This window comes from Borreliella bavariensis PBi (assembly GCF_000196215.1).
Classification (GTDB): Bacteria; Spirochaetota; Spirochaetia; order Borreliales; family Borreliaceae; genus Borreliella; species Borreliella garinii.
The window spans coordinates 157,209-171,103 of sequence record NC_006156.1; the positions used below are offsets into that span (position 1 = coordinate 157,209).

At 26.2% G+C, this 13,895-nt stretch carries 14 protein-coding genes; 8 read left to right on the forward strand and 6 right to left on the reverse strand.

Features of this window, described 5'->3' with window-relative positions; genetic code table 11:
* Positions 1–5 precede the first annotated feature (5 nt).
* The 5 genes from BG_RS00750 (at position 6) to alr (ending at position 3,601) form a co-directional block, all read left to right on the forward strand.
* Entirely contained in the window at positions 6–434 is a 429-nt protein-coding gene (locus BG_RS00750; RefSeq protein ID WP_011193505.1) for a hypothetical protein, read from the forward strand.
* A gap of 3 nt (positions 435–437) precedes the next feature.
* Positions 438–854 carry a hypothetical protein gene (locus tag BG_RS00755; RefSeq protein WP_011193506.1) on the forward strand — a complete coding sequence of 139 codons (417 nt, stop codon included), beginning with the start codon at positions 438–440 and terminating at the stop codon, positions 852–854.
* Between the two features lie 145 nt (positions 855–999).
* Positions 1,000–1,737, forward strand: coding sequence for a S2/P23 family protein (locus tag BG_RS00760; RefSeq protein ID WP_011193507.1), 738 nt, complete (start codon positions 1,000–1,002; stop codon positions 1,735–1,737).
* A 23-nt stretch (positions 1,738–1,760) separates the two neighbouring features.
* Entirely contained in the window at positions 1,761–2,435 is a 675-nt protein-coding gene (locus BG_RS00765; protein ID WP_011193508.1) for a S2/P23 family protein, read from the forward strand.
* 47 nt (positions 2,436–2,482) lie between these two features.
* On the forward strand, positions 2,483–3,601 hold the full coding sequence (alr, locus tag BG_RS00770; protein WP_095205636.1) for an alanine racemase: 1,119 nt from the start codon (positions 2,483–2,485) through the stop codon (positions 3,599–3,601).
* Here the strand turns inward: alr and BG_RS00775 are convergent.
* On the reverse strand, positions 3,593–5,194 hold the full coding sequence (locus BG_RS00775) for a hypothetical protein (RefSeq protein ID WP_011193510.1): 1,602 nt from the start codon (positions 5,192–5,194) through the stop codon (positions 3,593–3,595). The two genes, alr and BG_RS00775, sit on opposite strands and share 9 nt — an antisense overlap.
* A gap of 76 nt (positions 5,195–5,270) precedes the next feature.
* Between BG_RS00775 and BG_RS04780 the strand changes: the two genes are divergently transcribed.
* Complete coding sequence (locus BG_RS04780; RefSeq protein ID WP_011193511.1) at positions 5,271–5,438, forward strand: hypothetical protein; 168 nt, start codon at positions 5,271–5,273, stop codon at positions 5,436–5,438.
* Positions 5,439–5,464: 26 nt separating this feature from the next.
* Here the strand turns inward: BG_RS04780 and BG_RS00780 are convergent, their stop codons facing one another.
* The 4 genes from BG_RS00780 to malQ form a co-directional block, all read right to left on the reverse strand.
* Positions 5,465–7,213: a hypothetical protein gene (locus BG_RS00780; protein ID WP_011193512.1), complete on the reverse strand. Its 1,749-nt coding sequence runs from the start codon at positions 7,211–7,213 to the stop codon at positions 5,465–5,467.
* 80 nt (positions 7,214–7,293) lie between these two features.
* The gene (locus tag BG_RS00785; RefSeq protein ID WP_011193513.1) at positions 7,294–8,280 is read right to left on the reverse strand and encodes a calcium/sodium antiporter; all 987 of its coding nucleotides are present in this window, start codon (positions 8,278–8,280) and stop codon (positions 7,294–7,296) included.
* Between the two features lie 27 nt (positions 8,281–8,307).
* Entirely contained in the window at positions 8,308–10,152 is a 1,845-nt protein-coding gene (locus tag BG_RS00790; protein ID WP_011193514.1) for a putative glycoside hydrolase, read from the reverse strand.
* A gap of 111 nt (positions 10,153–10,263) precedes the next feature.
* Entirely contained in the window at positions 10,264–11,784 is a 1,521-nt protein-coding gene (gene malQ, locus BG_RS00795; RefSeq protein WP_011193515.1) for a 4-alpha-glucanotransferase, read from the reverse strand.
* 141 nt (positions 11,785–11,925) lie between these two features.
* On the opposite strand from malQ, the gene BG_RS00800 reads away from it, so the two are divergent.
* Positions 11,926–13,095, forward strand: a complete 1,170-nt coding sequence (locus BG_RS00800; protein ID WP_011193516.1) for an OmpA family protein — start codon at positions 11,926–11,928, stop codon at positions 13,093–13,095.
* Positions 13,096–13,106: 11 nt separating this feature from the next.
* Here BG_RS00800 and BG_RS00805 read toward each other — a convergent pair whose 3' ends face one another.
* Positions 13,107–13,484, reverse strand: coding sequence for a TraR/DksA family transcriptional regulator (locus BG_RS00805; protein ID WP_011193518.1), 378 nt, complete (start codon positions 13,482–13,484; stop codon positions 13,107–13,109).
* Between the two features lie 165 nt (positions 13,485–13,649).
* Between BG_RS00805 and infA the strand changes: the two genes are divergently transcribed.
* Positions 13,650–13,871, forward strand: coding sequence for a translation initiation factor IF-1 (infA, locus tag BG_RS00810; protein WP_002556767.1), 222 nt, complete (start codon positions 13,650–13,652; stop codon positions 13,869–13,871).
* Positions 13,872–13,895 lie beyond the last annotated feature (24 nt).

Here is a 13,895-nt window from a genome sequence, read left to right on the forward strand (position 1 = left end):
ATATAATGAAAAAGATTAATTGCAATCAACAACTAGAAATTGAATACCAAAAAAAAATGAAAAAACATATCATTGTTGGATTAATCTTTGTTATAATTCTTTTATTTTTTAAAATTTTACTAATTCCTAGAATTCAAAATCTCGAAAATAATAAAAACAATATCAAAATGACAATAAGCTATAAACAAGATAAAAGTAAATTATCGCTAAAAATAAACATAAAAACACAAAAAATCTCCAACCTAGGAAAAGCCAAGCTAGATATTTATCTGGACAATAGATTAATTGAAAGCAATATGCTTTACATAAGCAGTAAAAACTTCACAACATATGCTAATATAATCTATCAAAATGAAAGTTTATTAAGTATAATACTAAAGAGCAATAGTAATAAAAATATTTTTTATAACAAAAGAATAAAACCTAGGGGATAAAATATGATGCAAATATACTTCATATCTGTTTTGCTTAACATCTTGGGAGGAATAATACTTGCATTCCCAATGTTAATAGAAAAAATAAAATTTTTTAAAATTTTTGAAGATTTTGTAAATTTAATAAACGATAACAAAAAGGTAAAAAGCATTTTTGGATTATTATTTTTAATAACTAGCGCTCTTGAAATAATCAAGCCCTACAAATTGCCAATAATTGGAAATTTAATTCCAGCTATAAGTTTATTTTTAATTGGATTTATCTTGTTTTTAAAACAAAAATTGCCTACAGAAGTTCAAAATAATAACAAATATGGCAAATTTCAATCAATACTTGAAAATAATCAACAGTTAATTGGCATTATATCAATCATTATAGGAATAATTCATTTTTTAGCAGCAGAAATACCTTTATTGTAATATTGCAAATATAATTTTTAAAGAATAAAAATACTAAAAAGCAACTTGACTTTGACATAAGTATTCTATATTATTATTACAATTTAATATGGTTTTAATTACCGCTCAATAAAAACCATAAAATGGTATAAAGGAAGAAGATATAATGACATTTAGAATAAATAAACGTTTAAAATTAATGGCAGTGCTTATGTTAATGCTGAGTTGCGCTTTTTTTAAAAAGCCACAACCTGTACAACAAGACGGCGAGATTGGAAAACAAATAAGCGATGAAAAATTGCCCTTAAACGATGGAAAATTACATTTACTATCAGGCAAAATTTTGAATAAAAAATTGCCAGTAGTAAATGAAAATCATGACGTAACTTGGATAAAAACAAAGGCAATGACAATCTTAGATGAATATGGACAAGCAATGCCAGAATTTAAAAACAAATTTGGATATTCTTATATACTATCTCCTATAAAAATGAATGATGAATATAGTAGTTTCACATCACTATTAATACTTTTTGAAACAACTGAAAATGGAGATAAAGAATATGAAATTGAGGATATTAAACTTATAACAGCTGGTTCCAACCTAGAACTTAAAAATCCTCTTCTAGTTGTTGAAAATTCACAAGAAGAAGGATATGTTACTGCATACCCATTTGGAATCTTGATGGACGAAGAACTTAGAAAAGCTTTTCAATTAACATATCAAAATGGTCATTGGAATTATATGCTTGCAAATTTAACCGTTAAAAACAAGATTACTCAAAAGACTGAAATTTATAAAATTTCTCTTAATTCAAAATTAATTATTGACTTTGTAAAAGAAGTATTAAAAGAAAATCCCATCTTAAAAGAGACAAATGGAGATCTATTTGAAGATATATAAATATAAACGAAAGGAAATATTTTATGATCATTAAAAAATTTATTTTAACTGTAATAATTCTTTCTCTAGCTAAAAATATTTTTTCTCAAAACGAAATTAATATCTTCGAAAATGAAAATTATATTGTAAAAGAAAATATAAAACCAAGGATTAAAAAATTAAAACAAAGTTTTTTACTTGCATCTGTTGATATCGCCGTTAGCCAGCCTTACATGGAATTAGTAGATTTAAATGGAGCCCCAATAAAAGAACTCATTGGGGTTAGCTATTCATTTATAAATGCATTTTCAAAAATTGGATCTTCTGCTATTATTTCGTTTGACCTATCAAACGAAGCTTCTAGGAAATATAAAATTACAAAATTAAAATTTTTAAGTCCAGATAAAGGCAATTTTATTAATTATCTAAGCAGCCTCACCAGTGGAAAGCAGCAATCAAAAAAAGAGCTCGCAAAAGATGCTTATTCATTTGGTACATTAAGAACTGAATCTCTCTCAAAAACAATTGCAGAATATTACAAGAATAACAACTGGTATTATATTTTGGCAGCAATAACAGTAGAAAATAATATAAATAAAGAAACTAAAATATATGAAATTAGAATTAACCCTAAAATATATAATGATTTCCAAAAACAATTGAGATTACATTTTAAAGGCACCCAAATAAAAAAATTCCCAATACCCATTATAGAATAAATCACAAATCAATAGAAAAAAGATTCTTACTTCTCTAAGAGAGCTAAATATATGATAATAAAAAAATGAGTAGTAACAAAACAATAATAATAAATTTAAATAATTTAGAACATAACTTAAATTTAATTAAAAATAAAATTGGTGAAAAAGAAATAGTGGCTACCCTAAAAGGCGACGCATATGGTCACGGACTTATAAATATCTTTAAATTTTTTAAAGAAAAAAAAATAAATTATTTTGGACTTTCTAATATTGAAGATGCTAAAACACTTAAAAAAATTGATAAAAATATAAAAATATTGATGTACATTAAAGTAGATAAAAAAGAAATTAAAAATTTGATTAAACTTGAGTTATTACCATTTGTTGCAGATTTTGAATATCTATTTTTAATAGAAAAAGAATGTGCATTCCAAAAAAAGAAAATAAAAGTTCACTTAAAAATTGATATTGGCATGAATAGATATGGAATAAGAATAGATAGTGCCCTTGAAATAGCTACATATATTCAAAATTCACAATTTCTAGAACTAGAAGGGATCTGCTCACATCTTCCGGCAACAGAAAACTTTAAAACTACACAAAAACAAATAGAAAAATTTTTATTGGTTTTGGAAACACTTAAACAAAAAAATATAAATCCAAAATTTATCCATATTTCTAATTCGGGGCACATTATCAACTACAAACTAAATCCACAATTTAATATGGTAAGACCGGGTCTTATTCTTTACGGTTATTGTCAATCACTAAAAAACAAAAAAACTACCCTAAATTTCAAACCCGTATTAAATTTATTTTCAAAAGTAATATTTATCAAAAATGTAAAAAAAGGGGAAAAAATTTCATATTCGGGCATATTTCAAGCCAAAGAGGATATGAAAATAGGAATTATTCCAATCGGATATTTTGATGGAATACCTCAAAATATAAATAATAATTTTTATTTTTTAATAAACAATCAAAAATGTAAAATAAAGGGAAAGGTCTGCATGAACCTAACAATAGTAGAAATTCCTAAAAACTTAAAAGTTAGAATAGGTTCAAAAGTAGAAATTGTATCAGAAAAATTAAGTATAGATAAAATGAGTAAATTTTCTAAAAGAAGTCATTATGAATTACTATGTAATATAGGAAAATATGAGAAAAGAAAATACTTAGATTAAATTGCCCAAAGAATCAAATTTTTGGAAATCTATTAAATTGCCTCTAGTATCATAAATCCACTTATAAATTGAAAATCCCCCAACATCATCTCTTAATCTCAAATCTGGACCATGATTTGACTGCTTTGATATTTTCCCAAATTTATTGTATTCATATTTATAGACACTAACTCCATGAATATCATCCTGCAATTGTCCTAAGCTGCCAAAATTTTTTTGAGAAATAAGTCTATTTTGTTTATCATATTCATATAAATATTCAAAAACAAAATTACAATCAGCAACCAAAGCTCCATCCTTAGAGTAATTTTTCTTTGAAATCATATTGCCATTAGAATCGTAACTAAATTTATACTTTGAAACTCCTTCAAAATCATCTATTGGATTAATAAAATCACCGCCAAAATGCTCTTGAGCAATCAAAAATCCTTCTTTGTCGTAAGAGTATCTGTAAATCATTACACCTTTTAAATCGGCTATTAAATTAAAATTTTTATCAAAAAAAATATTTTCTATTAGATAAAACTTGTCATCATATTTATAACTATAAATAGCAATGCCTTTAAAATTATCCATTATTTCATACTTCTCTTCATAAACAGTTGGAATGTCTCTATTATAGTTTTTATTGATTTTGTTACTATAGTTTATTATCCTTTTTTCATTATTTTGGATATAAAAAATAGTCTTCTTCATGGCATAACCATTTTGACTGATTGTTAAATTATTATTATTGTCATAATTATATTCTTTATAATAACAATCTTTATTTTTAAAATAATATTCATAACGATAAATTGCTACATTATTTTCATCAGGGGTTAAATTGTTATTAATATCATAATTTAAAATCTCAATAACTTTTCCATCAACATCGTAATGATATATTTTAGTAGCTACAGAAAATGGATTTGAAACAGTGTAAGCTGATTTATCAAGATATTCCTCTTTAATAAGGTTATGATTCGCATCATAAGTCAATCTAAACCCACAAGTACCGTTTTTTGATCTTGCAATATAACCATTCTCATCGTAATACAAAGCCGTTTTAACAAGCTTGGAATGATCATAACTAATCTTTGTAAAATACACATTATTTAAATCTTTAATTTGAATTCCTGATTCATTAAATCTATAAACACTAAACTCTCTCTCATTATCGTATAAAAAATGATAATAAGAAACATCATATCTATCCCTAACCATTTCATTAGATCTATTATAATTAAAAATATTTTTAATCCTGCCATCATTCATATATTCTATATGCTCAATGTAAACACCATTATTATTTTTAAAAGCAAGTCCCCTATTTAGGAATATGCGCTTTTCGCTGTTCTTAGATCTTTCTATTTTAATTTGGTTTGCATTAAAAAAAGAAGGCATTAAAATGCTAAGCTTACCAATATAATCAACTAAAATAAGATTATTATTGCGATCATAAGTAAATTTATATCCAAACTCTTCCTCAGACTCTTCTTTTGTAATCTTATATTTACCTACTATGTTGTAATTAATAGAATAATCTGCAAACCTATAGTAAACTTCTTTTGCAAAAAGAGAAGAGCTTATAAAAAATATTATAAATAACATGAATAAATTCCTTGATAAATCAACCTTATTTTGATAAATTTTATTATACAATAAATCTATCAAAAGGAGCTTCAAAATGGCAAAAATTTCTAAAAACGCTCAAAGAGTGGGTTCAAAAGAACTAATAAGCCGATGGGGAGGAAAAATTGTAATGAAATCAAAATTTGAAAATGGGAAAATAAGACATTATGCAGAATGTCAAACTTCAAAAAATACAGCAAGAAAGCCAAAGGATTTATTTTAATAAATAAATCCACCAACTTATAAAGACTATTTTTTTTGTATCCTATCACTAAATTTGACCCATGCTTCATCTTGCTCTTGTTTTGTGTAGTTCTTATTTACTGCCTGCTTAGACGTTGCACCTTTTTTGGGAAAAGAATTTCTAACTTGCGCTTTTATTTCCTCTCTTTGTTTTCTAATTTTTTCCAATTGTCTTTTAACTCTTTCGTTTGAATCAAAAAGACCACTTCCATTTTTATTTAAACCAGCTCTAAAATCCAATCTAGACAAGGCCTCTTTATAGCTTTGATGTTTACCTGTCAAAAACAAAACAATTCTTTTAAACAAACTTAAATCTTTGTAAGCAGCATTCAAAAGTGAATATAAATCAAGTTTATATATTTTATACAAAGGTAGTAATTCGTTACTATTCTTAAAATATTTTGCTGCTTCAACTTTAATCAAATCTTTAAGATGGACTTGAACATTTTGTGTTTTATAAATTCTTCTGTAATGAGAAACAATAAGGTCAAGAAATTTGACTTTATTTTTTAAGCAATACTCATTCATAATATATCTAGATACTAATCTAGATATAACTTCTTCTAAGCCCTCTTCTGTAAAAATAGAAGAAGGATCATCCCCAAAACTAAGAATTTTAAATATACTGGTCCTCAATTCACTATTAAGAAATTGTAAAACCTTTTCATATTCTTCTAGAAAAAACTCATATGCAAAAGGTTTATACAAATAAAAATTTTCTTTTACTTGAAATATTTTTGGCAAAATATCATGAATTTTAGATTCAAAAAAGTACATATTAGCAACTAATAAAAAATTTTCAGGATCGTTAAGACCTTCAGAATAAACTTTTAGAATACTAGAAAACTCTTCTCTATCAATTGGACCTTTTTTAAATTCCAAAGTCTTTTCAATTGCTTTTAAAGATTCGTCAATTTTAATAGCTTCTACAGTCTTAAGCTCTTCTAAGTCTTTTTCATTTTTAATAAAAAGATTAAGAAATTCCAAAAAAATAAAATAATTTTTTGAAAAAGTGATTCCTTTCTTGCCAAGAACTTCATCCTTAATTTCAATAATGCCAGAGAGAATTTTAGCAATAGCACCAATAATATTCTTACCCTCTTCTAAGGCTCTCTCATAATCACCAAGCTTTAATCCTTTTATTCTAACGAAAACATCTTTTACAATATTATTAGAAGCAATATTAAAAAATATTTTTTTAACAAACTCAATAAAATATAAAGCCCTGCTCGATGGAATTATTAATGATCTCCAAACTAATATTTCCTTAAATTGTGATTTTGTTTCAAAAAATTTGTAGTTAATATCTGAATCTATAATAGTTATAAATTCATTCTGGAAAACCAATAAACTAGATTCTATATTCTTAACAGTAAGCAAAAAACTAAAAAGCTCTATTCCTACATAAGTTTTCAAAAATAAATCGTCAATAGAATAATAATAAAAATCATAACTGGCCTCATCGGTCAAAATTATGCTATCTGGCAAAAATTCTCCATCCGCTACTATTTTATTAGTAACTATTCCTCTTTTAACTTCATAAAGTTTGCGAAATAAAAAATCAAGCTCCCCTTTTAAACCTCGTATTCTTACAGAATGTTCTTCTATAAAAGAAAAATAATCTATAGCATCCTTTTTATAAGACAAAATCGTTTTCAAAATTGATTTTTGGGTATCAGAAGATATTCCTAGCTGAGAAATCAAAATATCTACTTCTTTGCCACTCATATAAAAAATTTCTGGTAATTTTTTCATATTGTTCCTTTTATTACATTTAAATAATAAAACATATTACATTAAAAATATATTAATAAGCTAAAATTAAGATCACATAATCAATAAAAGTTAAATAACATTAAATTATAAAAAACATATAAAAGCAAAAAAATCAAAGAAATACCTCTGCTAAAAACCCCTTTAAATTTAACCACTAAGAATAAAACTAAAGTTATAAACACCATTATACTAAAATCTAAAATATAAATATCTTGCAACAAGATAGGTTTGAAAAAGCTACTACTAGCTAAAATAAACCCAATATTAAAAATATTACTACCAATAATGTTTCCAAACGCAATATCTGACTCTTTTCTAATTATTGCAAAAAGAGATACAACAAGCTCGGGAACGCTTGTCCCGAAAGCTACAACTATAATTCCAATCAACTTTTCACTAACATTAAAAACATTGTTGGCAATATAAAGAGCCCCATCCACCAATAATTTCGATCCCAAATAAAGAAAATACATGCTAATAAAAAAGCTTAACGTATTAAAAAATATAAAATTTAAACTCTGATTTAAATTGCTTGCACCTTCTTGAGAAGGATTTTCCAAGCTGAAATGCGCTTTTTCTTCTTTGTAAAAGAATAAAAGATATGATAAAAACAAAATTAAGATACTTAATGAGCTAAGACGATTATAAGGTGCTGCAAAAAAAGAGTAAGATCTAAAATCAAATGAAAGCAGCAAAAGAAGAAGCATTAATAAAAACAAAAACATAAAAGAAAGCTTAAGCCTTTTAAAATCTGCCTTAATCCTTAAAAATAATCCCGCTAAAGGCAGAGCGAGTAACATGTTAATAATATTGCTACCAATAACATTAGAAACAACAATTTCGTTTTTACCCTTAAAAGCCGCCACTAAGCTTGTAAAAAGCTCTGGAGCGCTTGTTGAAAAAGATACTATTGTAACTCCTATTAAAAGTGTTGGAACTTTTAAATAAGTAGCAATACTAACTGAACTTTTTAAAAGTAAATTACCACCAAGATACAATAAAAAAATACCAAATCCTACATAAAAAAAATGAATTAAATGTTCCAAATAAATCTCCTTTACAAGAAAGAACAATTAAAAAGAATTTAAATATTCTTTTAAATTACCTTTAACCATATAATAAACATTAGATGCGTTCCAAAGACTAAAGCCACTACCAAGCGACTCTTTAACTCCTTTAAGCTGAAACTTTAAATACTTTAAATAAACCTCATCATCCACAAACCTTTCTTTTCCCAATAAAAAAGCTTGAACGTAAGGCCTAATGACAACCCCATCTAAAGAAAACATAAATGTTCTATCACTCCCCTCTTTATAAATTTTATAAGCTCTTTTTGTATAATAAAAATTGCTTGGCAAAAAATCATTAGTATAGTGCGAAGGATAAAACATAGGAGATATGACGTCAACATAATCTGACAACATTGCAATATTTTGCCCAATGCTATTAGTAGGAAACCAACCATTGTACCCATAAATATCAACAGAAATAGGAATATAAAGCTGTTCTCTTGCCATAATCAAAAAAGACTCAAGAGCATCAACGGGGCGCATCTCATACTTATTCATTTTTGAGGTTGCAAAATATATAGGACCATCTGATGGAAATCTAATATAATCAAACTGTATCTCATCAACTCCAAAAGATTGTATTTCCTTTGCAATAGAAAGATTATACTCCCAAATGGCAGGAGAAAAAATATCTACCCAATGTTCTACTTGCATATATTTCACAAGACCACTAGAATCAACTTTTTTAATAAAATGAGCCCAAGGTTTATTCGTCCGTTTATTCCAAAGAGCATGCTTAAAATTATTATAATAATACAATTTTGCATCTTTAAATACAACACATCTAGCAATAACATAAATTCCAAGTTCTCTAGCTTTTTTAAGAATATAAGAAACATCAATTAAGTTTTTAATAGATCCTAATCTATTGGGCAAAGAAAGCTTGCTAGAATAAGTTAAATTACCATTATCATCTTTAAAATCAATCACAACAGCATTCATGCCTGTATCTTTAATAAATTTAAATCTTTCATCAACTGCCCTGTTATTACTCAATGTATGCGCTGTTAAATAAATAGACCCTTTATTTTTAGCAAGCTGCATTCTTTGTGATTTTTCAACAAAATCCTGATCTTGCAAAGATAATTTTCCAATAAATAACCATTGCTCATTAAAATAAGAATAAAAATGATTATCATATGTTCTAACTAAAATTTTTTTCACATTCTTGCTAGATAAATCTAAAATACGTACTATTTGCTTTTTAAAAGGAAAAGAAATTTTTTTAATAAATCCACTTTCCTGACTAATTAAAAAAATATCTCCATAAACTCCAGAAGAAAAATATAAATTATTTGTATCTTCTCTTGAAAATTCAACAGCGCTAATAATGTCGTAATACCCTGCACCCAGATAAATCTGAGGAATTAAATGATTTAAATTTTTAAAACTAGCAGCTCCATTAACACTAAGATAAATGCCATGAATCGCGGTTCCAATAGCAATACGCTTATACTCTCCTTGAGAAAAGGCGCTCGATGTAATATACGCACTACTGTTAAATTTATTAATTCCCACTAATTTTCTAAAATTCTTTGAATAATCATAAGAAACATAAAGATTATCACTTGTAGTTAAAAATGAACTTGAAGAATAAATATCTTCATAAATCGAGGTAATTCGACTAGGAACAAGCTTACGGAAAGGATAAACCCACCTGGAATCTATCCCATTAACTTGAACTTTAGTTATTTTCCCATTAATATTTTTGCTCAAAAATCCTTTATGAACAAAAAATAAACTATATTTTTTAAAAAATTCTTCATCAGTTAATGAATATATACTAAAAACTTTATAAATAAAAAAGAAGAAAATAACTATCCAATAGATAAAAATTTTCATATACATTAATACATAATACTTGCAAATCAAAAAATATTAAATAACAATGATTTTTATTTAACTAATTGAATATCAATTAAATTTAAAAATATTATAACAAGTGTTTTCTTAAAAATCTTAAGTCCTACCATAAAGCCTTGTAATAAAACTTATATTTTTGCTCAAAGTAGCATCTAAATCACTTTCTAATAATCTAAAAATCCAATTGTTTAAAGTGTTTTTTGGAATATTTGCCCTGAATTCATTTCCTAAATTAATATAATCTTGCATCGGTATTATTACACTATCAGAAACGCTACTCATAGCACTTCTTATCATGTCCCAAACAACAAAATCTTCATTTGTATTTAAATAATCAAAAATATACTTTTTATGCAAATCATCTAAAGAATTAACAAATTCTCGTATTGTGCTATTATCGCCAATTCCTGTGTAAACTATACAATTTTTAATATAATTATGAGGAAGATTCTGATTGTCCGAATCAAAATCAAAAGCAAGCTTCATTATTCTCATTCCTGGAAAATTAAAAAAATCTCTTAATCTTGAAACATCTTCAAGATCATTTTCAAAATCTTCAACCCAAATTTTTAAATCTTTAATTTCATTTAAAATAAAATTAAAAAAATCTCGTCCTGGTGACTTTACCCACAACCCATTAAAAGCATAAGCCTCACCAACACCAACTTCCCAAGTAGAAACAAAACCTCTGAAATGATCAATTTTAATTACATCTATATACTTTCTTAAAATTCCAATCCTTTTTGCCCACCATTCATACTTAACATTCTTTAAAACATTCCAGCTATAAGCTGGACTATCCCAAGCTTGCTCTTGCTCTAAAAAATAATCTGGGGAAATTCCTGCAACCTTATCTTTGCTTGCATCAAATCTTAACTTAAAATATTTTTGATGCGCCCAAACATCAGCAGAATCATACGCTATAAAAAGAGGCAAGTTCATAACTAGCTCAATTCCTTTATCATTTGCATAACGCTTTAAAGCTTGAAACTGTGAAAAAAAGAAATACTGCAACACCTCTTGCACTTTAATCTCTTTTGAGAGGATATTTCTCAATTTAAATAAGTCTTTTTCATTTCTTATAAGAATTCCTCTATCAAAAAGAACATTAAAAGCATCCCTTGAATCTTTTAAAAAATATTCTTTAAATGCAACAAAACTTGCAAAATCTAAAAGCCAATAAGAAGACTTTTTTTTAAATTTTTCAAAGCTTCTAACCTCATCAACCGAAGCTCTATTAATAAAATTTAAAGCAGCTTCTTTAAGAAATTTATCTTTAAAGCTTAATTTTTTTAAATCAGAGTATCTTGTTTCATTTTCCTTTAAAAGGTTTAAATCTGAATCTATAAATTTGTCAAGAGCCTCTAAATCAATATAATAAACATTGCCAGCAAAAGCCGAAAAAATTGAATAGGGAGGAGATCTTGTAAAATCAATAGGAGAATAAGCAAACATTTGCCAATAGCTTTGCGAAGATGCAAACAAAAAGTCTATAAATTTATAAGCCCCTTTACCCAAATCTCCAATACCATATTTAGATGGCAAAGAACTTATGTTAAGCAAAATACCACTTTTTCTTTTTAAATTTAAATTAATTCTTATTTTTTTATATTTCATACAAAAACCCCTATTAATTAATAATTTAAATAATTGCCTATTGTGTTATAAATTATAATAAATATTAGATCAGAACAAAATATCAAATAGCAATTTTAAGAAAAATTTAGAAATTAAATGCTTTTATGATAAAATCTATTAATGAATATAAAAGCAGCCATGCTATTGTTGCTATTATTTTTAGTCCAAAGCTTAGCTTTGTCTTCTGAAATCTTTGAATTCAAATACATTAAAGGTACAAAGTTTAGATTAGAAGGCAAAGATAATCAAAAAGTTTATTTCAACGGCCATTACAATTCAAGTTCTACAACAAATATTCAAATTTCAAGTGAAATAAAAGACACAAAAGAAAAATTTGCAAACATTAAAGCTTTTTTTAGAATCTTAAAAAGAGAAAACATTAATGAACCTTATCTATTAAATGAAGAGTTCGAAGAAACCTTCGGTGTAAATAAACAAGGAGAATATATAATAGGAGCAAATCAAAAAAGACCCTCTGTTAGAGGCATTCCAAGATTTCCAAAAACACCTATCAAAATAAATGAAAAATGGACATATCCCGCAGAAGAGTACATAGAAGCGTCAAAAATAGACAACAGCATAAAAGATTTTGTTGTAAAATTTAATGTTAACTACGAATATAAAGGCAAGGAAGAGAACAACGGTAAACATTACCACATAATTCTTTCGAATTATGAATCACAATATGATATAAAAAACATCTCTTTCTATCAAAAAGTAGAACAAAAAATTTATTTTGACAATGAAATTGGTAATACATATAAATACAATGACGAATATATATTTGAAATAAAGCAGAATAACAACCAACATTTTAAAATGATTGGAAACTCCCTTGGCAGAATAGTTTCAATTGAACTTCCAAATGATAATTTCATTGAAACTGAAGTTGAAAATTACATTCAAGAAAAAAAAATAAAAGATATTGGCGTTGAAAAAAATAATAAAGGTATTAATTTAAGCTTCGATATTGAATTTTATCCTGACTCATTCCAAATACTACAAAAAGAATATAAAAAACTTGACCTTATAGCTAAACTTCTTGAAAAATTTAAAAAAAATAACATTCTAATAGAAGGACATACTGAACAATTTGGATTAGAAGAAGAGATGTACGAGCTCTCTGAAAAAAGAGCTCGTACAATTGGAAATTATTTGATAAAAATGAAAGTAAAAAACAAAGATCAAATACTATTTAAAGGATGGGGATCTCAAAAACCAAAATATCCTAAATCGTCCCCATTAAAGGCTAAAAATAGACGAGTAGAAATTACAATATTAAATAACTAACTTAAGATGTATCATCTTTTGCTCTTTTTTTCTTTTTTTGTCTGGCAACTAATACATAAAAAAGCATAAGGAATCGCTAAAAGTCTCTCTCTAGCAATCTCTTTTTCACAAGCCAAGCACTTACCATAAGAATTTTGAGAAATTCTATAAAGAGCTTGATTTATTAAATTCAACTTTCTTTTTTCAACAAAACCTAACGCTTCAAGATTATTTCCATCCATATTATCAAAAGCAATATCAACAACATCCTTTGGATACATATCATTATTAATTATTTCCTTTTTGCTATTTTCTACAGACTTAATAGAATCTAATATTTCTCTTTTTTCAGCTGAAAGAAATTTTTTTATCTCTTCAATAAACTCATGCTCAGAACTAGCTTTTTGCATGATACCTCCCTATAAATTACATTTTTAAAAAACTTCGTGTAATTATATACACAATTTCTTATAATGTAAACAAACAATAATGCTTTTATTCTTAAAAAGAATAATTGAAATGATATGTTTAATCATGTAAAATTTATCCTATCAGAGAAAAATGCGGAGGTTGTCTTGAATATTAAAGAAGAAGCTATTGAAACCGAAGGAATTGTAAAAGAATCCCTTCCAAATACCATGTTTAGAGTAGAACTTAAAAACAAGCACATTGTACTTGCCCATCTATCTGGCAAGATGAGAAAACATTTCATTAAAATCGTTCCTGGTGATAAAGTAAAAGTTGAACTATCTCCTTATGACCTTACAAAAGGTAGAATAGTATACAGGGAAAAATAAAATTAAAACTTTTTAAAAACTTTT